At 72.3% G+C, this 19238-nt stretch carries 13 protein-coding genes; 9 read left to right on the top strand and 4 right to left on the bottom strand.

The window, feature by feature from the left end; genetic code table 11:
• Positions 1–189 precede the first annotated feature (189 nt).
• Entirely contained in the window at positions 190–1245 is a 1056-nt protein-coding gene (locus ACZ4Z5_RS22875) for a hypothetical protein (RefSeq protein ID WP_468265586.1), read from the top strand.
• A gap of 48 nt (positions 1246–1293) precedes the next feature.
• On the opposite strand, the gene ACZ4Z5_RS22870 is transcribed toward ACZ4Z5_RS22875, so the two are convergent.
• Both ACZ4Z5_RS22870 and ACZ4Z5_RS22865 read right to left on the bottom strand, forming a co-directional pair.
• Positions 1294–2532, bottom strand: a complete 1239-nt coding sequence (locus ACZ4Z5_RS22870; RefSeq protein WP_468265584.1) for a serine hydrolase domain-containing protein — start codon at positions 2530–2532, stop codon at positions 1294–1296.
• A 92-nt stretch (positions 2533–2624) separates the two neighbouring features.
• Positions 2625–3080 (bottom strand): NUDIX hydrolase, encoded by a 456-nt coding sequence (locus tag ACZ4Z5_RS22865; protein WP_468265582.1) that lies wholly within the window; start codon positions 3078–3080, stop codon positions 2625–2627.
• Positions 3081–3332: 252 nt separating this feature from the next.
• On the opposite strand from ACZ4Z5_RS22865, the gene ACZ4Z5_RS22860 reads away from it, so the two are divergent.
• From ACZ4Z5_RS22860 to ACZ4Z5_RS22825, 8 genes are all read left to right on the top strand, one after another.
• Positions 3333–6638 (top strand): S8 family serine peptidase, encoded by a 3306-nt coding sequence (locus tag ACZ4Z5_RS22860; protein WP_468265580.1) that lies wholly within the window; start codon positions 3333–3335, stop codon positions 6636–6638.
• Between the two features lie 169 nt (positions 6639–6807).
• Positions 6808–7836, top strand: a complete 1029-nt coding sequence (locus ACZ4Z5_RS22855; RefSeq protein ID WP_468265578.1) for an aspartate-semialdehyde dehydrogenase — start codon at positions 6808–6810, stop codon at positions 7834–7836.
• Positions 7837–8097: 261 nt separating this feature from the next.
• Positions 8098–10665, top strand: a complete 2568-nt coding sequence (gene pepN, locus ACZ4Z5_RS22850) for an aminopeptidase N (protein WP_468265576.1) — start codon at positions 8098–8100, stop codon at positions 10663–10665.
• Between the two features lie 282 nt (positions 10666–10947).
• Positions 10948–12447 carry a sensor histidine kinase gene (locus ACZ4Z5_RS22845; protein WP_468265666.1) on the top strand — a complete coding sequence of 500 codons (1500 nt, stop codon included), beginning with the start codon at positions 10948–10950 and terminating at the stop codon, positions 12445–12447.
• Complete coding sequence (locus ACZ4Z5_RS22840) at positions 12444–12854, top strand: roadblock/LC7 domain-containing protein (RefSeq protein ID WP_468265574.1); 411 nt, start codon at positions 12444–12446, stop codon at positions 12852–12854. The genes ACZ4Z5_RS22845 and ACZ4Z5_RS22840 overlap by 4 nt, the downstream gene beginning before the upstream one ends.
• Positions 12851–13216 carry a DUF742 domain-containing protein gene (locus ACZ4Z5_RS22835; protein ID WP_468265572.1) on the top strand — a complete coding sequence of 122 codons (366 nt, stop codon included), beginning with the start codon at positions 12851–12853 and terminating at the stop codon, positions 13214–13216. Before ACZ4Z5_RS22840 ends, ACZ4Z5_RS22835 begins: the two co-directional genes overlap by 4 nt.
• The gene (locus tag ACZ4Z5_RS22830) at positions 13197–13841 is read left to right on the top strand and encodes a GTP-binding protein (RefSeq protein WP_468265570.1); all 645 of its coding nucleotides are present in this window, start codon (positions 13197–13199) and stop codon (positions 13839–13841) included. The genes ACZ4Z5_RS22835 and ACZ4Z5_RS22830 overlap by 20 nt, the downstream gene beginning before the upstream one ends.
• Before the next feature lie 820 nt (positions 13842–14661).
• Positions 14662–15846 (top strand): S8 family peptidase, encoded by a 1185-nt coding sequence (locus tag ACZ4Z5_RS22825; protein ID WP_468265568.1) that lies wholly within the window; start codon positions 14662–14664, stop codon positions 15844–15846.
• Positions 15847–16020: 174 nt separating this feature from the next.
• On the opposite strand, the gene ACZ4Z5_RS22820 is transcribed toward ACZ4Z5_RS22825, so the two are convergent.
• Positions 16021–16257, bottom strand: coding sequence for a hypothetical protein (locus tag ACZ4Z5_RS22820; protein ID WP_468265566.1), 237 nt, complete (start codon positions 16255–16257; stop codon positions 16021–16023).
• A gap of 20 nt (positions 16258–16277) precedes the next feature.
• Positions 16278–19013, bottom strand: a complete 2736-nt coding sequence (gene malQ / locus ACZ4Z5_RS22815) for a 4-alpha-glucanotransferase (RefSeq protein WP_468265564.1) — start codon at positions 19011–19013, stop codon at positions 16278–16280.
• Positions 19014–19238: the final 225 nt, after the last annotated feature.

Raw genomic sequence — 19238 nt, 5'->3', positions numbered from 1 at the left:
GCCGGCCGCTCCGGCCGCCGCGCCCAGGACTCGGGCGCTGGACTCGGGCGCTGGACTCGGGCACTGGACCGAACGGGGAGGGTCTGATCGGCAGTCGAACGCGCGTACTTTAGTGCGAGGTTGTCCGCATTCGTCGACGAACGTGTAACAGCGGTTAAGGAGGGGGCCGCGGGCGGGAATCGCGGGGGCATGAACCACAACACCCCGCTCCCCCCCCTCCCGCTCAGCGCGCTCACCGACGTGCGCCGGCGCGTGCAGTCCGCGAACCAGCTGCGCGAACGCGGCGTCTCGGCCGCGCAGGCCGCCGCCCGGTGCCGGCCGGGCGGGCCGTGGCAGCTGCTGCTGCCGGGCGTGTACGTGCTGCACCAGGGGCCGCCGACCAGCGAGGAGCGACTGCACGCCGCGCTGCTGTACGCCGCGCGTCCGGCCGAGGCCACCGTCCGCGCGGTTCCCGCCCAGCCCGGTTCGGCCGGCAAGGGCGGCGAGGTCGCCGCACCGTACGGCGGTGTGATGATCACCGGCCCGGCCGCGCTCGCCCTCCACGGGTTCGTGTCCACTCCTCCGCTCCGGGCGCTCCCCCACATCGACGTCCTGATGCCGCGGGGGCGCCGGCTGCGCTCGGCCGGCTGTGCGCGGCTGATCCGGTCGCTCGAACTGCCGGCGCCGGAGCTGGTGACCGGGGTCCCGGTGGCGCCGGTGCCGCGTGCGGTCGCCGACACGGTCGCGGAGCTCTCGGACCCGGGCCTGGTGCGCCGGCTGCTGACCGAGGCGGTGCGCGTGGGCGACTGCGAACCGGCAGCGGTGATCAGGGAGTTGAGCCGGGCGCGACTGCTGTCACGGCCGCATGTGGTCGACGCGGTGGACGCGCTGCTGGCGGAGGGCCGGGCGGTCGCCGAGGGCCTGCTGTACACGATGGTGCGGAGCTACGGGCTGCCCGAACCGGTGTGGAACGTGGATCTGCGGATCGCCGGCGGCCCGCACGTCGGCGGGGTGGACGCGTACTGGCCCGAGCAGGGCGTCGCCCTCGAGCTGAACACCCGGGCGCCGCGCCGGGACGAGGACGCGCGGTGGTCGGAGGGCACCCGCAAGCGCGAGCTTCTGGAGCGGCTCGGCATCACCGTCGTCCATGTCACCCCGGGCAAGCTGCGCGACGCGATGGTGCAGCAGGCGGTCGTGGTCCGCACGGCCCTGATGGCCGTGACGGACCGCGCCCCGGCCCGCTCCGTGGTGGTCCTCCCCCGGTGAGGCCGGCCGGGGCGGGCCCCGGGCTTCGACGAGGGCCGGCGCCCGCGGCTACCAGAGGGGTCCGGTCGCACCGGGCAGGGCGGGGGTGCCGCCCAGCCGGTGGTTGATGCCCTTCCCCTTCAGGGCTCCGGCCGGCTTGGGGCAGAACTCCGCCTCGATGACCGCTCCGGAGTCGCCCGCCCAGTCCCCGTTGAAGTTGAAGGCCAGGGAGTGGCGGCCGTCGCGGGTGGTCACCGCCTGGGACGAGGAGCCATGGATGCCGCCTCCGTGGCCCCAGACCTCGGTGCCACAGGAGAGCGGGGCCTTCATGAGACCGAGGCCGTAGCCGTAGGGCGTTCCCTCGATCGGGACGGCAGTGGTCATCTTCCGGAGCTGTTCGCGGGGCAGCAGGTCGCCGCCCAGCAGGGCACGGTAGAAACGGCCCAGGTCAGCCGAGTCGGAGACCATCTCGCCGGCGGCCCAGGCGAGGGACGGGTTCAGCTCGGTGACGTCGCGGGGCTTCGCGGCGGGGTCGGCGGACAGTGTGGAGTAGGCGCGCCCGCTGGGGCGGGGCATCGTGGCGCGGGTGCCGGGCAGGCTGGTGGCGCGCAGCTTCAGGGGGCGCAGGATCCGGCGTTCGATCTCGCTGCCGTAGGGGCGGCCGGTGGCCTTCTCCACGATCATTCCGGCGAGAATGTAGTTGGTGTTGGAGTAGTGCCAGCTCGTGCCGGGTTCGAAGTACGGCCGGTGCTTCATGGCGAGGCCGACCAGCTGCCGGGGCTTCCAGGTGTCGTAGCGGTGCTCGAAGAAGCCCTCACCGAAGACCTTGGACATGAAGTCCTCGTCGTCCGTGTAGTTGTGGATGCCGCTGGTGTGGTTGAGGAGCTGCCCGACGGTGATGCGGCGGCCGTCGTGTCCATTGCCGCGGACCAGTCCCGGGAGCCATTCGTCGACAGTGTCGTCGAGGGAGAGCCGGCCTTCGGCCTCCAGCTGCAGGACGACCGTCGCCACGAAGGTCTTGGTGATGGACCCGACGCGGAACCGGTCCGGCGCTCTGCGCTCGCGCCCGGTCCGGAGGTCGGCGACGCCCGCGTCGCCCGTCCAGCGGCCGTGCCGGTCGTGCGCCACCGCGATCGCACCGGGCACTCCGTCGCGCACCGCGGCCTCCAGTGCCTGCCGGGTGCTGTGGTGTCCGCCATTCTGCGGGGTCGTCTCCCGGGCGGCGGCGGGGGTGACGAAGACGGTCGCGGTCACTGCGGCCGCGACCGCCGTGGCGACGAGGGCCGTGCCCACCGTGCGTACTGACATGAAGCATGCCTCCCTGTGTCCGACTGCGGTCGCCGGACATGACCCCTTCCGGTGCGGGGCGGTTGACAGGGATCACGACGGTTGGGCGTGTTTCAGCCGCTCCGCGCGACATTGCCGAGGGCCGGCCGGGCACGCCACAGGCCGATTCCCACGTCGACGAGCCCGGTCCGGGCGAGGGAGGGGACGGCGTCCAGGGGATGCCAGGCGGCGAGATCGGTGGAGCCGGCGATCTCGGGGCGCAGCTCACCGCCGGTGATACGGCCCTCGTAGACGATGCGCAGGCCGTGGAAGTCGGCGGCCGTGCCGAAGCGGCGCGGATAGGTACGGCGTATGGAGTCGAGGCCGAGGAGAGTGACCGGTTCCAGGTCGTACCCGGTCTCCTCGTGGACCTCACGGACGACCGTGTCCAGGGGGTCCTCGCCGTGGTCCATGCCGCCGCCGGGCAGGGTCCACCGTTTGGCACCGTCCCGGGCGACCCAGCGGGCCAGCAGGATCCGTCCGTCGCGTACGCAGACGGCGTAGGCCGCCACTCTCAACTCCTCGTTCATGAACCGAGGGTAGAGGTCACCACCCGTCCCCGGGTCACCCGCCCGGAACGAGGCGGACGGCCTTGGAAGATCGCGTTCCGTTCACCGTTGTGTCGCATTAACACCCGGAATATCCACCAGAGTTCACTGTTCGAGTGACGCAAATCACATTTCGATTTGGCCAACTTGCGCCAGGAAGCCTTCACTTACGTCAATGTGATCGGTCATCCGGCACCGAATACCGGACCGTCTCTTACACCAACAGGGATGCTGATGACCTTCACAACCCCCCGCGCCATACCCGGGGCGAGACGCGCGGCCCGCATCGCGGCCGCCGCGGGTCTGGTGGCCGCCATGGCCGCCGGCGGGACTGCTCCCGCATTCGCCGCGGAAGCCGACGACCCGGCGACCGCACCCGTCAAGTCCGCAGACGCGAAGCTCGGTTCCGCCGACGCGGACCTCCTCGCCGAGGCTCAGGCCAAGGGCGAGAAGACCGTCACGATGATGGTCGCCACCGCGCCCGGGGCCACCGAGCAGGTCGCCGCGCAACTCGACGCCGTCAAGGGCGCCTCCGTCGGCAAGACGTTCGACGAGCTCGGCTACGTCCGCGCCACCCTGCCGACCGCCAAGGCGGAGGCCGCGATCAAGGCGGCCACCAAGCTCTCCAGCGTCCACGGTATCGACCTCAAGCACGAGATCGAGCTGGACGACCCCACCCCGGCCGCCGACCGCACCAAGGGCGCGGCCACCACCCGGACCGCCGGCACGTACCCGGGGCCGGACAAGCGCACGCCCGCCAAGAACCCGTACAACCCGTCCTTCGAGACCGGTGCGGTGGAGTTCGTCCAGGACCACCCGAAGTACGACGGCCGCGGCGTGACCATCGGCATCATGGACTCCGGCGTCGACCTGGGACACCCGGCGCTGCAGAAGACCACCACCGGCGAGCGCAAGATCGTCGACTGGGTCACCGCCACCGACCCGATCACCGACAACGACGGCACCTGGCGCGCCCAGATCACGCCCGTCTCCGGCCCGGTGTTCTCCGCCTCCGGCGCCAGCTGGAAGGCCCCCGCCGGTTCCTACCAGTTCAGCCGCTTCACCGAGTCGATCACGGCCAACGGTGACATGAAGGGCGACGTCAACCGGGACGGCGACACCACCGACCGGTTCGGCCTGCTCTACGACGCCGCTGCCGGGACCGTCCGCGTCGACACCGACCAGAACAACGACTTCACCGACAACGAGCCGATGAAGCCGTACAAGGACGGCTTCCAGGTCGGCTACTTCGGCACGGACGACCCGGCGACCGAGGTCGCCGAGCGGATCCCGTTCGTGATCGAGATCCGCAAGGACGTCCCGATGGACCCGCTGGGCGGCGACTGGGTCGGCAAGAAGGCCGACTTCGTCAACGTCGGCATCATCGAGTCCGAGCACGGCACGCACGTCGCCGGCATCACCGCCGCGAACGGCCTGTTCGGCGGCAAGATGAACGGTGCCGCCCCCGGCGCCAAGCTCGTCTCCTCGCGCGCCTGCTCCTGGAGCGGCGGCTGCACCAACGTCGCGCTCACCGAAGGCATGGCCGACCTGGTCGTCAACCGCGGCGTGGACATCGTCAACATGTCCATCGGCGGCCTCCCGGCGCTGAACGACGGCAACAACGCCCGCGCCGAGCTCTACACCCGTCTCATCGACGAGTACGGCGTCCAGCTGGTCATCTCGGCCGGCAACTCGGGCCCCGGCACCAACACCATCGGCGACCCGTCGCTGGCCGACAAGGTGATCTCCGTCGGCGCGACCGTCTCCAAGGCAACCTGGGCCGCCAACTACGGCTCCGAGGTCTCCAAGAAGTACGCCATGTTCCCCTTCTCCTCGCGCGGGCCGCGTGAGGACGGCGGCTTCACCCCGGTGATCTCCGCTCCGGGCGCGGCCATCAACACCATCCAGACCTGGCTGCCCGGCGCGCCGGTGGCCGAGTCCGGCTACCAGCTGCCCGCCGGCTACGGCATGCTCCAGGGCACCTCGATGGCCTCACCGCAGGCCGCCGGTGCCGGCGCGCTGCTGCTGTCCGCCGCGAAGCAGAAGAAGATCGAGCTCACCCCGGCGAACCTGCGCACCGCGCTGACCAGCACCGCGAAGAAGATCAAGGGTGTCTCGGCGCACGAGCAGGGCGCCGGTCTGATGAACATCGTGGACGCGTGGAAGGCCATCAAGGACGGCGCCACCGCCCACCAGTACGCGGTGAAGGCGCCGGTCGACACCGCCCTCGACTTCGCGCTGAAGGAGCCGGGCTTCGGCACCGGTCTCTACGACCGCGAGGGCGGCCTCAAGGTCCGCCAGAGGAAGTCGTACGACATCACCATCACCCGGACCACCGGCCCGGACCGCCCGCTCCGCCACGAGCTGGACTGGAAGTACAACGACGGCACCTTCGACCTGCCGGGCTCCGGCTCCGTGGTGCTTCCGCTGAACAAGCCGGTCACCGTCAAGGTGGACGCCAAGGCCCGTACCGCGGGCGTGCACAGCGCCATCCTGGAGCTGGACGACGTCCGCACCGAGGGCGTGGACAAGCAGATCCTCACCACCGTGGTCGCCGCGCAGGAGCTGGCCAAGCCGGCCTACTCCTTCTCGACGTCCGGCTCGGTGCAGCGGAACAGCCACAAGTCGTACTTCGTGACCGTGCCCGAGGGCGCCAAGTCGCTGGAGGTCGCGCTCGGCGGACTGGCCGACAAGAGCCAGACCCGGTTCATCGCGATCCACCCGTACGGCACACCGGTCGACCCGACGTCGACGATCAACTGCTACCCGAACTACACCAACCCGGCCAACACCTGCCGCCCCGACCTGCGGTCGTACCCGAACCCGCAGCCCGGTGTCTGGGAGATCGAGGTCGAGTCCCGCCGCACGTCACCGCTGCTCGACAACCCGTACAAGCTGGACGTGTCGGTCCTCGGCGCGGCGTTCGACCCGGCCGTGAAGACCGTGCCCGAGGCCAAGGTCGGCACCCCGGCCAAGGTCGACTGGAAGGTCACCAACGGCTTCGCCGCCGTCGACGGCAAGCTCAAGGGCGGCTCGCTCGGCTCGGCGAAGGTGGCCCGTCCGGTCATCAAGGAGCAGGAGACGCACGAGAGCACCGTCACCGTCGGTGAGGGTGTCGAGCGCCTCGACGTCGCCATCGGCGGCGTCTCCGACACCGGCGCCGACCTGGACCTCGAGGTCTGGCTCGGCACCACCAGGGTCGGCTCGTCCGCGGACGGCGACTCCGACGAGGCCGTGAGCCTCGTCAAGCCGGCCGCCGGCACCTACACCGTCAAGGTCATCGGCTACGCGGTCCCCGCGGGCAGCACCGAGTACGACTACCGCGACGTGTTCTTCGCGCCGTCGCTCGGCAGCGTCAAGGTCGACGAGGCGCAGACCGTGAAGCTCGGCAACGGCGCGTCCGCACAGGTCGCCGCCGAGGTGCTGGTGGGCAGCGCGGCCCCCGAGGGCCGGCAGTTCTTCGGCGAGGTCCAGCTGGTGAACGGCCGCGGAACCGCGGCGGGCACCGGCAGCGTCGTGATCGAGAAGGTCACGCCGTAACGGCCTGAGTTCCTCCAGGGGCGGGCGTCCGGACCGGACGCCCGCCCTTCCCGTTCCCGGGCGTCCATGCCCCCGTCCCGCCCTTCGGACAATGGATTGGACAGAAAGGACCGGCATCCCCGCATGATGGGGAGGTACGCGCAGGTCGCCAGAGTCGTCAGGAGTCACCGTGAGGGTCGGAATCGTCGGAGCCACCGGTCAGGTCGGCACAGTCATGCGCAGCATCCTCGCCGAGCGGAAGTTCCCGGTCGACGAGCTGCGCCTGTTCGCCTCCGCGCGCTCCGCGGGCACGACCCTCGACTGGAACGGCACGGAGGTCACCGTCGAGGACGCGGCCACCGCCGACTACACCGGTCTGGACATCGTGCTCTTCTCGGCGGGCGGTGCCACCTCCAAGGCGCTGGCCGAAAAGGTCGCCTCCCAGGGCGCCGTGGTGATCGACAACTCCTCCGCCTGGCGCCGCGACCCCGAGGTCCCGCTGGTCGTCTCCGAGGTGAACCCGCACGCGGTCAAGGACCGCCCCAAGGGCATCATCGCCAACCCGAACTGCACCACCATGGCCGCGATGCCGGTGCTGAAGCCGCTCCACCTGGAGGCGGGCCTGGTCTCCATGGTCGCCACCACCTACCAGGCGGTGTCGGGCTCCGGCCTGGCCGGTGTCGCCGAGCTGCGCACCCAGGCGTGCGCGGTCGCCGAGCAGGCCGACCAGCTGGCCTACGACGGCGAGGCCGTCGAGTTCCCCGAGCCGGCCGTCTACAAGCGCCCCATCGCGTACAACGTCGTGCCGCTGGCCGGCAGCATCGTCGACGACGGCACCTTCGAGACCGACGAGGAGCAGAAGCTCCGCAACGAGTCCCGCAAGATCCTGGAGATCCCGGAGCTGAAGGTCTCCGGCACCTGCGTCCGCGTACCGGTCTTCTCCGGCCACTCCCTCCAGGTCAACGCCCGCTTCGAGCGCCCCATCGACGTGGAGCGCGCCTACGAGCTGCTGAAGGACGCCCCGGGCGTGGAGCTGTCCGAGATCCCGACCCCGCTCCAGGCGGCCGGGAAGGACGCCTCCTATGTGGGCCGCATCCGCGTCGACGAGACCGTCGACCACGGCCTCGCGCTGTTCCTCTCCAACGACAACCTGCGCAAGGGTGCGGCGCTGAACGCCGTACAGATCGCGGAGCTGGTCGCGGACGAGCTCAAGGGCTGAGCCAGGACCGGACGACCGGACGGAGGGTCTCCGCCCGGGCGCCGGCAGCACCGACGGCGGCCGTCCCCGGGGGACCGGGGGCGGCCGCCGTTCGCGTTCCCGCCCACGAGCAGGCGTACGGACGGACGGCGCGGGCCGAAGCGCCGGAAGGACGCTCCGGAAGTCCGCGCCACTGCCGGGAAACGACATCGCACCCGTACACCCCACATGGAAGGATGGCCGGAACGTCACCCATGACGTCACATCGAAGGAGATGACTGCGTGCCTGGCACGAATCTGACCCGCGAAGAGGCGCAGCAGCGGGCTCGCCTTCTCAGCGTGGACTCGTACGACATCGAGCTCGACCTGAGCGGCGCCCCGGAGGGAGGCGTCTACCGGTCCGTGACCACGGTGCGCTTCGAGTCCCGGGAGGCGGGGGCCGAGACCTTCATCGACCTGGTGGCGCCGGTCGTGCACGAGGTCGTACTGAACGGCGAGGCGCTGGACGCGGCCGCGCTGTTCCAGGACTCCCGGATCACCCTCCCCGGCCTGGCCGCCGGGACGAACGAACTGAAGGTCGTCGCGGACTGCGCGTACACCAACACGGGTGAAGGCCTGCACCGGTTCGTCGACCCGGTGGACCAGCAGACCTATCTGTACACGCAGTTCGAGGTGCCGGACGCCCGCCGGGTGTTCGCCTCGTTCGAGCAGCCCGACCTGAAGGCGACGTTCCGGTTCACCGTGACGGCTCCCCGGGGCTGGACGGTGATCTCGAACTCCCCGGCCCCCGAGCCGGTGGACAACGTCTGGCGCTTCGAGCCGACGCCGCGCATCTCCACGTACATCACGGCGCTGATCGTGGGCCCGTACCACGCGGTGCACAGCAGCTACGAGAAGGACGGCCGGACGGTGCCCCTGGGCATCTACTGCCGGCCCTCGCTCGCCGAGCACCTCGACTCGGACGCGATCTTCGAGGTCACCCGGCAGGGCTTCGAGTGGTTCGAGGAGCGCTTCGACCACCCGTACCCGTTCGCCAAGTACGACCAGCTGTTCGTGCCGGAGTTCAACGCCGGAGCGATGGAGAACGCGGGTGCGGTGACCATCCGCGACCAGTACGTGTTCCGCTCGAAGGTCACGGACGCGGCGTACGAGCGGCGGGCCGAGACCATCCTCCACGAGCTGGCCCACATGTGGTTCGGCGACCTCGTCACCATGGAGTGGTGGAACGACCTGTGGCTGAACGAGTCGTTCGCCACCTACACCTCGGTCGCCTGCCAGGCCCACCACCCGGAGACCCGGTGGCCGAACGCCTGGACGACCTTCGCGAACGCCGAGAAGACCTGGGCCTACCGGCAGGACCAGCTGCCGTCCACCCACCCGATCATGGCCGAGATCAACGATCTCGAGGACGTCATGGTCAACTTCGACGGCATCACCTACGCCAAGGGCGCGTCGGTGCTGAAGCAGCTCGTCGCCTACGTCGGCGTGGAGGAGTTCTTCACGGGCGTCCAGGCCTACTTCAAGGCCCACGCCTTCGGCAACACCCGGCTCTCCGACCTGCTGGGCGCGCTCGAGAAGACCTCGGGCCGCGACCTGAAGACCTGGTCGAAGAAGTGGCTGGAAACGGCCGGCATCAACGTCCTGCGTCCGGAGATCGCGACCGGCGAGGACGGCACGATCACCTCCTTCGCCGTGAAGCAGGAGGCGCCCGCGCTGCCCGCCGGCGCCAAGGGCGAGCCGACCCTGCGCCCGCACCGCATCGCGGTCGGCCTGTACGACCTCCGGGACGGCGAGCTGGTCCGCACCGAGCGGATCGAGCTGGACGTGGACGGCGAGCTGACCGCCGTACCGCAGCTCACCGGCCGGAGGCGTCCGGCGGTCGTGCTGCTCAATGACGACGACCTGTCGTACGCCAAGGTCCGGCTCGACGCCGAGTCGTTGAAGACCGTCACCGCGCACCTCGGCGACTTCACCGAGTCGCTGCCGCGCGCGCTGTGCTGGTCCTCCGCCTGGGACATGACCCGCGACGGCGAACTGGCCACCCGCGACTACCTGGCGCTGGTGCTGTCCGGAGTCGGCAAGGAGTCCGACATCGGCGTGGTGCAGTCTCTGCAGCGCCAGGCGAAGCTCGCCCTCGACGTGTACGCCGACCCGGCGTGGCGGCCGGCCGGCCTGAACACCTGGACCGAGGCGACGCTGGAGCACCTGCGCGCCGCGGAGCCGGGCAGCGACCACCAGCTGGCCTGGGCCCGGGCGTTCGCGGAGACGGCCCGCACCGACGCGCAGCTGGACCTGCTCGCGGCGCTGCTGGAGGGCACCGAGACCGTCGAGGGCCTGGTCGTGGACACCGAGCTGCGCTGGACGTTCGTGGAGCGGCTGGCGGCGACCGGCCGGTTCGGCGAGAAGGAGATCGCCGCGGAGCACGACCGGGACCGTACGGCCGCCGGCGAGCGGCACGCCGCGACCTCGCGGGCGTCCCGTCCGACCGCCGAGGCGAAGGCCGAGGCCTGGACGTCCGTCGTGGACTCCGACACCCTGCCGAACGCCGTCCAGGAAGCGGTCATCGCCGGCTTCGTGCAGGCCGACCAGCGCGACCTGATCGCGCCCTACGCCGAGAAGTTCTTCGCCTCGGCCAAGGGTGTCTGGGAAACGCGGTCGCACGAGATCGCCCAGCAGATCGTGACCGGCCTCTACCCGTCGCTGCAGGTCTCCCGGGCGACGCTGGACGCCACCGACGCCTGGCTGGAATCGGCCGATCCCAACCCGGCGCTGCGCCGGCTGGTCTCGGAGTCGCGCGCGGGCATCGAGCGCGCGCTCAAGGCCCAGGCTGCGGACGCGGCAGCCTCCTGACAAGGCAATATTCGCCAACTCACCTGACGTGCCCGCTCGTTGCCGCAACGAGCGGGCACGTTACGTTGGTGTCAAGTCGGTGACCCTCTGTCAATCTCCTTCACCCGGAAGCGTTAAGCTACGCGGTCGTCAACGCACGATCTTCTACTGATCTTTGTTTTGGGTGGTTTGAGGGTGCAGAGGGTTCGAGAGGGATCGTCGCCCGGTTCTCCGAAAACCGTGTCCGTCTGGTGGCTGCTCCCCGTTATCGTGATAGCGGCAGCCACGACGGTCTCGGCGCTCATGGTCTCCTCGGCAGCGCGCACCCCGGTGACCGTCACCGGCTGTCTCGCCGCTGTGGCCGTGGCCGTGGCCTGCGGGGAGAGCGCGCGACGCGGCCGGGTGATCGAGGAGCTGCGGCAGCGGATCGCGGCGCAGGGCGACGCGCTCGCACAGCAGGAGGCGGAGACCGTCCGGCTCGCCCAGCGCGTCCTGCCCGAGGTGGTGGAACGGCTCGGCCGAGGCGAGTTCCCCGAGGACGTGCTCGCGTCACTGGCCGAGTCCGCGGGCCGCCGGACCGGGCTCACTCCGGAGTTCACGGCCGCACACCAGGCGATGCTGTACTCGGTGGTCAACGCCGTGGCCGCCGAGGAGAATCTGCGCGAGTCCGCACAGCGCGCATTCGTGAACATCGCCCGCCGCGTGCAGGCGATCGTCCACCAACAGGCCCAGGAACTCCGCGAGATGGAGGACCGGCACGGCAACAGCCCGGAAGTCTTCGGCGACCTCCTGCGCCTCGACCACGGCACCGCCCTGATCGGCCGGCTCGCCGACTCGATCGCGGTACTGGGCGGGGCGCGGCCCGGGCGCCAGTGGAACAGGGCCGTGCCGCTCTACAGCGTGCTCCGCGGCGCCATGTCGCGGATCATCGACTACCAGCGCGTCGAACTGCACTCGGTGTCCGAGGTCGCGGTCATCGGCCCGGCCGTCGAGCCGCTGATCCACGCCCTGGCCGAACTCCTAGACAACGCCACCCGCTACTCGCCGCCGCAGACACGGGTGCATCTGACCGCCGTCGACGTGCAGTCGGGCATCGCCATCGAGATCGAGGACGGCGGCGTCAGTATGAGCGAGGAGGCCCGCAGGCGGGCCGAGCGCATGCTGCGCCAGGCACAGCAGGGCATCGACCTGAACGACCTCGGGGAGACGCCGCGGCTCGGCCTCGCGGTGGTCGGCCGGCTCTCCCAGGCGTACGAGTTCCAGGTGTCGCTGCGGTCCTCCGCGTACGGCGGTGTCCGGGCGGTGCTGATCGTGCCGCAGCAGCTGATCACCACCGCCGCGTCGGCGACGGGCCTGGCGCACGGTATCGGCACGGCCTCCGGGCCGAGGGCCGTCGCGGAGGCCCCGTCGGCCACCGGTGCGCCGCGCCCGGCGGCCGAGGCCCGTCCCGCGTACGCCGCCCAGCGCCCGCCGACCGGTCCGCAGCACTCCCGGACCGCCGACGAGGCCGCGCCCGGCGTCGTGGAGCGGACCCCGAACGGTCTGCCGCAGCGGCGCCGCAAGAACAGGGCGGCCGGCCCGTCGGAACCGGCCGGGGCCAGCGCCCCGGCGGCGGGCGACGCACCCGCCACGGAGACGGCCCCGGGTGCGCACGGCGCAGCCGACCGGACCCAGCAGGTACAGCCCGGCATGTGGCTGGCCGCCTTCCAGAGCGGCCTGTCCGGTGACGGCCCGCACGCCGGCCGGACCGGTGATTCCAGCGACGCCGACGAGGCGTCGGCGAGCAAGGGGAACAACGCATGATTCAGCAGCGGGCCAACATGGACTGGATGCTCAAGGACCTCGCGGAGAGTGTGCCGCAGACCAGGCACGTCGTGGTCCTCTCGGCGGACGGCCTGCGGATGGCCCAGTACGGGGCGGACACCGACACCGCCGACCGGCTGGCCGCCGCCTGCGCCGGACTCCAGAGCCTGGCGGGCGCCGTCGCACAGGAACTCCCGCACGGTGACGGGCGGATGCGGCTCGTCGTGATCGAGATGAACGGCGGGTTCTTCTACCTGATGGCTGCGGGCGCCGGCGCGTATCTCGCGGTGCTCGCCGGCGAGGGCGTGGACGCCGGTCTCATGGGCCAGCGGATGCGGGACCTGGTGGCCCGGATCGGTGAGCACCTGAGCAGCCCGCCCCGGCACGACGACGGGCAGTCCGCGTGACGGATCCGGGCTGGGACGAGGGGACACCAGAACGGCTCTATGTGATCACGGGCGGCCGCAGCGGGTCGTCCGAACACGATCGGCGAGGCGCCGCGCTCGACCTGGTCACGCTGATCGTGGCCAGGTCGGCGCCCAGACCCGGGATGCCGCCGGAGCACGAGGCGATCATCCGGCTCTGTCAGGCGCCGCTGTCCGTGGCCGAGATCTCGGCGTATCTGCGTCTGCCGGTGAGCGTGGTGACCGTGCTGCTCGGTGACCTGCTGGCGGAGCAGCGGGTGATGGCCCGCGCGCCCGTCCCGAAGGCCCAACTTCCCGACCCCGCATTGATTGAGGCAGTGATCCATGGACTTCAGAAGCTCTGAGCTTCCCCAGGCCGGCGCCGGGGGGTTCTCCCCTGCGGGGCCGCGTACCGAGGACGTGCTGCCGGATTCGGCGGCCACGGCGGTGAAGGTCGTCGTCGTGGGCGGCTTCGGGGTCGGCAAGACGACCCTGGTCGGCTCGGTGAGCGAGATCAGGCCGCTCACGACAGAGGAGACGATGACGCAGGCCGGCGTCGGCGTCGACGACACGGCGGGCGTCGAGCGCAAGACGCACACGACCGTGGCGATGGACTTCGGCCGGATCAGCATCAACCACGAACTGGTGCTGTACCTGTTCGGCACTCCGGGCCAGGAGCGGTTCTGGTTCCTGTGGCGAGGCCTCTTCGAGGGTGCGCTGGGCGCCGTGGTCCTGGTCGACACGCGGAGGCTGGAGGTCAGCTTCGACGTCCTGGGCCGCCTGGAGGAGCGCGGCGTGCCGTTCGTCGTCGCCGTCAATTCGTTCCCGGAGGCGCCGGAGTACCCCGTGGAGGAACTGCGCGGAGCCCTCGACCTGCCGCAGGACGTGCCGATCGTCTCCTGTGACGCCCGGCACCGCGAGTCGAGCCGCGACGTGCTGATGACGCTGATGCGTTACCTGCAGTACCTCGCGGCCAAGCACGCCGGCTGAGAGGGGCGCGCCGCGCACACGGGCCGAGGCGCCCGGGCCGGGCGCGCCCTCCGAACCGCCCGGGTGCGGGGCGGCGATGGCCGGGGAACCCTGCGTACGGGCCTCCCTGGGCCGTTCCCCGGGCGCGGCACCCGTGCAGCGGCGACGGTGCACACCGAGGACGGGCCGCGCACCCCCGCGACGACCGAGGCACCCGACGTGGCCCGCGCACCGGACACGGCCCGTGCGCCCACGTGCCCACCGCACCGGACGCATCCCACACGCCCCGCGACGGCCTACGCAGCGGCCCTGTCCCGTGCTTCGGCTCCGGCCGTCCCGGCAGCCGCCTCCGCAGCCGTCCCGCGGAGCGCGTCGAGCGTCCGGGAGACCGCCCGCCCTCCTCGGCACCCCGGGGATCGCGGCCCTCACATGGCGGCGCGGCCGACCGGCCCCCGAGCCCGCGCACGACAACTCCCGGACGGGGCTCCGCCGCGGGCCATGCCGGGCCGGACCGGTCGGCTGCTGCGACCCTGCGGACGGCGTCGGCGCCAAGAGCGCCTCCGCGGTCACGGGCAGCGTGCCTCGGTCCCTCGGCGTGCGCAGCACCGCGGGCTTCCGTACGTCCCACCGCTCTCCCTCGGGCCGTACCGGCAGCGTACGGGGAGGACGCCTTCCGGTCGGGGCGGCGGGAGCCGCGAAGCAAGCGCACGGAGCCGCCACGCGAAGGGCACGCGCCCGGCGTTCGTATGACTCCGCTCAAGCGCCGTCCCGGGCGGGACGAAAAGGCCTGTGATCACTTTTTCCACCCGTCCGAGTTCCCACCGCCCCGATCGGAGTCCCTATGCAGCTGTTCGCCCGATGCACCGCCGCCGCACTGCTGCTCACCTCGCTGCTCGCGGGGTCCGCCGTCGGCGCAGCGGCCGACGACGACAGGTCCCCCGGCACGCCGCCGGCGGCCACCGGATCCCCGGCTCCGCTGCACCGCTCGGCCGGCGCCCTGCCCGGCCGCTACATCGTGACGCTGGAACCGGATTACGAACCGTCGTCCGTCGTCGGGCAGTTCGGGCTGCGGCCGAACTTCGTCTACGGGAACGCCCTGCGCGGCTTCGCGGCGCAGCTCAGCCCCGCGCAGTTGACCGCGATCCGGTACTTCCCGGGGGTGGCGTCCGTCGAGGAGGACGCCGAGGTGACCGCGTCGGCGGCGCCGCCGGGGAGCTGGGGCCTGGACCGGATCGACCAGCGCAAGCTGCCGCTGGACAACGGGTTCACGACGAAGGGAGCAGGCCGGGGCACCAACGTCTACGTCGTCGACACGGGCATCGACTACACGCATGGCGAGTTCGGCGGGCGTGCCAGGTTCGGCTACGACGGAGTCGGCGACGGCCGGCAGGGCAAGGACTGCGAGGGCCACGGCACGCATGTGGCGGGCACGGCCGCCGGGGCGACGTACGGCGTGGCGCGGGAAGCGTCCCTGGTGAGCGTCCGCGTCCTCGGGTGCGACGGCGTGGGAACCACCTCGGGGGTCATCGCGGGCTTCGACTGGGTCGCGGCGAACGCCAAGCAGCCGGCCGTGATGAACGCCTCGCTCGGCGGGTCGTACTCGCCGGGTGTGAACCAGGCCGTCGACGCGGTCGCCGCGCGCGGGGTGCTGCCGGTCGTCGCGGCAGGCAACAGCGGCGAGGACGCCTGCGAGTTCTCGCCGGCGAGCGCCGGGAACGCGTTCGCGGTCGGCGCCTCGGACAAGCAGGACGTCGAGACCGACTTCAGCAACTACGGCTCGTGCCTGTCGATGCTCGCTCCGGGCACCGACATCGTGTCGGCCCGGCTGGGCGGCGGAGGCGTCGCCCTGAGCGGCACCTCGATGGCCGCCCCGCACGTCACGGGTGTGGCGGCGCTGTACAGGGCGGCGAATCCCACGGCCGGCGCGTCGGCCGTCCGCTCGTGGCTGATCTCCCAGTCCACCCAGGACGCCCTGACGGTGACCGGGGACACACCCGGTCGGCTGTTGTTCACGGGCGGCCTCTGACCACGTGCCGGCGGCCGGGGGCCCGTCGTGGCCCGGCCGGGGCGGGCGGCCCGCGACGCGGACCGTGCCGAGGACGGCCCGCCGACCCGCCGACGACGAGCCGCCGAGGGCTGAAAAAGGGTGTCCCCGGGCGCGCTCACGCACCCGGGGACACCCAGGAAAACCGCCGGGGACTCAGGCCTTGCGGGGCCTGTCGGACTTGTCCAGCACCATGACCAGGCCGGCGATCACGACGAACAGCGCGATCGGAAGCACCACGAACAGCCCGAGCGTCTCCGCCAGGCTCAGCGTCTGGCCCGGGTCGTCACCGTCGTCACGGGTCAGCGCGAGCGCGGGAGACGACATCAGCAGCATCATGAGCGTCGTACCGGCCGCGAGGGCGCCGGCGCGCAGGGCGTTCTTCTTGTCCACGGTGCAAACGTAGCGAACGGCTATCGGGACCGCGCGCCCGGGGGTGCCGTACGGGGCCTCCCGCAGGTCCGCGGCTCCCGGAACACGTCCATCAGCGCATGCAGCCGGGCCGCCCCGGCCAGCTCCTCCAGGGCCACCGGCCGGCCGCCGACGTCGGCCACGGGCAGCCGCCAGTTCGGATACTGGTCCCAGGTCCCCGGCAGGTTCTGCGGTCGGCGGTCGCCCAGGGCGTCCGGCAGCCACACGCCGATCATCCGGGCCGGAGTGCGCCGCAGGAACCGGTACACGGCACGCACCGCCCCCTCCTCGTCTCCGGGTCCCTCCGGGAGCAGCCCCTCGCGGGCCAGCAACCGCAGCCAGTCCGTGACCTCCACCGCGTCCTCGGCCGCCTCCTGTTCCAGCGGGCGGGTGAGCAGCCCCAGCCGGTGCCGCAGCCCGACGTGCTCCCCGGTGAGCCGGGCCGCCGTCGACGGCAGGTCATGGGTCGTGGCCGTCGCCACACAGCCCTCGCGCCACGACTCCGGGGGCAGCGGCCGGCCGGAGCCATCCCAGTCCCGCTCGAACCACAGCACCGAGGTGCCGAGCACGCCGTGCCTCCGCAACGTCTCCCGCACCCCCCGCTCCACCGTCCCGAGGTCCTCCCCTATCACCGCCGCGCCGGCGCGGTGCGCCTCCAGTACCAGGACGGCCAGCATCGCCTCCGCGTCGTACCGGACGTACGTGCCCTCCGTCGGCTCCCGGCCCTCCGGCACCCACCACAGCCGGAACAGGCCCATCACATGGTCGATGCGGAGCGCCCCGGCGTGCCGCAGCAGACCGCGCAGTAGTCCGCGGTACGGGGCGTAGCCCGATTCCGCGAGCACGTCCGGGCGCCACGGGGGCAGTCCCCAGTCCTGCCCGCGCGCGTTGAACGCGTCCGGCGGGGCGCCCACCGACATGCCGGACGCGAACGCCTCCTGCTGGGCCCAGGCGTCCGCCCCGCCCGGGTGCACGCCCACCGCGAGGTCGTGGACGACGCCGACGCCCATGCCCGCGTCGCGCGCCGCCCGCTGCGCGGAGGCCAGCTGGCCGTCCGTCAGCCAGGCCAGCCGGCAGTGGAAGTCGACCCGGTCCAGCAGTCCGGCCCGGGCACGCGCGGTCTCCGGCGACCGTGGGTCGCACAACCCTGCCGGCCAGGACGTCCAGTCCGGGCCGTGCACCTCGGCGAGCGCGCACCAGGTCGCGTGGTCCTCCAGCGCCCGGCCCTGCTCGGCCAGGAAGTCGCAGTACTCGGCGCGCCGTCCGGGCCCGAGCGGCACGGCGGCCACGATCTCCAGCGCCTCCCGCTTCAGCTCCCAGACCGCGTCCCGGTCGATCAGGGCGCCTTCGCGGAGGACGGCGGTACGCAGGGCGTCCGCCTTGTCGAGCAAGGGGGCCAGCCGGGACCTGTCCCGTACGTACCGGTATTCCGGCACGTCCTCGACCCTCAGGTGCACCGGGTCCGGGAACCGTCGCGACGAAGGGCGGTACGGCGAGGGGTCGGTGGGCGTGCCGGGCACGGCCGCATGCAGCGGATTGACCTGGACGAACCCCGCGCCGAGGGTCCGTCCCGCCCAGGACGCGAGCTCGGCGAGGTCCCCGAGGTCGCCCATGCCCCACGAACGGCCGGACAGAAGGGAGTAGAGCTGCACCAGGAAGCCGTGCACCGGCCCGGCCGGCTGCGGCACCCGGTGCGGCGCGACGATCAGCGTGCCGTCCCCGGTCAGGCCCTCGGGGGTACGGACGCGGATTCGGTGCACGCCGGGGGGCAGGGCGTCCCAGGTGTCCCGGCCGGCGTCGGTGGCCATGGGGCCGTGGAGTGACCGCGGCACGCCCGGCACGGGGCCGATCTCGGGTGGGGTGGACTCCGGGACCGTGTGCCCCTTACACGGCGGGCCGACGGGCCCGTCGCCCTCACCCGCCGCGGAGTCCGGGTTCCCGTCGCCCTCGCCCGACGCCGGTACACGGATCGCGGCGTTGCCGTCCACGGCGGAGACAGCGAACGTGTCCTCGCGCGGCGACGAGACCGGGTACGTGCCGCCGTCACCGGCAGCCGGGACGGGGATCGCCTCGTTTCCGCCTCCGGCCGGGGCCGGGATCGCGTCGCCCGGGCCGACGGCGGGGGCGGGGATCGACGGTTGCCCGCCGTCGCCCGGTGGCCGACCGCCGATCGCGTCGGCCGGCCCGCGCCCCTCGATCGTGGCCCCCTCGTACGCGTGGCCGGCCTGTGCGGGGCCGCCATGTGCGGGGCCGTCCTGCGCGGGGCCGTCGACTGCGGGGCACTCGTGCCCAAGGCCGACGTACGCAGAGCCGCCGCGTGCGGACCCCTCGTACGCAGCTGCGACATGGCCGTCACGCTCGTGTCCGGAGCCGTCCTGCGCGGGACCACCGGCCGTAGCGCCCGGTCCATCGTCGCCGCTCGCAGGTACGCGCCACTCCAGGACCTCGCCGTGCTCCGTGGTGACGCGCACACGCGTGCCGGGCGGGAGGGCCGCGGCCGTGGCGGGCGGTCCGGCGGAGGGGAGCCAGTGGACCACCGTGGGAGGCAGCAGCCGGGCCGCGGCGGCCGACTCCGCGGCCGTGAGCGACGCCGCGACCGCCTCGGGCGTGGACGCGTCGACGCCGAGTGCCGCGAGGACGGCCACCACCGTGCTGTCCGCAACGGGGACGGTGCGGCCCGCGGAGGGCTCGTACGAGGTGGCCACGCCGTGCAGCGCGGCGAGCCGGGCGAGGCCCATCTCAGGCTCCCCCGCGGGGCGTCCGAGCCACCACCCAGGGGCCGCGGCGGGCCGCGCCATGAGCCGGACCGACGCCCACGCGCGGCGGTTCGACGGTCGGTGGCTGCTCGATCTCCTGCACGGCCACGAGCGTTCTCCAAGAAATCGGCGACATAGGCGACGGATCAGCCCTACCCCGTTCGCACGGGGGCAGACGTGGACCGTTGTATACGTTCCGCCGCTATG

The sequence above is a fragment of the Streptomyces sp. NPDC030222 genome, assembly GCF_055573115.1.
The sequence above is the reverse complement of the archived record's forward strand: the minus strand, read 5'-3'. Positions and strand labels throughout refer to the sequence as shown.

Bases quoted from the DNA above. Each gene is read 5' to 3' on its own strand.
- ACZ4Z5_RS22875 (WP_468265586.1), top strand. From the start codon at position 190: ATGAACCACAACACCCCGCTCCCCCCCCTCCCGCTCAGCGCGCTCACC.
- ACZ4Z5_RS22825 (WP_468265568.1), top strand. From the start codon at position 14,662: ATGCAGCTGTTCGCCCGATGCACCGCCGCCGCACTGCTGCTCACCTCG.
- ACZ4Z5_RS22845 (WP_468265666.1), top strand. From the start codon at position 10,948: ATGGTCTCCTCGGCAGCGCGCACCCCGGTGACCGTCACCGGCTGTCTC.
- ACZ4Z5_RS22865 (WP_468265582.1), bottom strand. From the start codon at position 3,080: ATGAACGAGGAGTTGAGAGTGGCGGCCTACGCCGTCTGCGTACGCGAC.
- ACZ4Z5_RS22870 (WP_468265584.1), bottom strand. From the start codon at position 2,532: ATGTCAGTACGCACGGTGGGCACGGCCCTCGTCGCCACGGCGGTCGCG.
- malQ (WP_468265564.1), bottom strand. From the start codon at position 19,013: ATGGGCCTCGCCCGGCTCGCCGCGCTGCACGGCGTGGCCACCTCGTAC.
- ACZ4Z5_RS22830 (WP_468265570.1), top strand. From the start codon at position 13,197: ATGGACTTCAGAAGCTCTGAGCTTCCCCAGGCCGGCGCCGGGGGGTTC.
- ACZ4Z5_RS22860 (WP_468265580.1), top strand. From the start codon at position 3,333: ATGACCTTCACAACCCCCCGCGCCATACCCGGGGCGAGACGCGCGGCC.
- ACZ4Z5_RS22840 (WP_468265574.1), top strand. From the start codon at position 12,444: ATGATTCAGCAGCGGGCCAACATGGACTGGATGCTCAAGGACCTCGCG.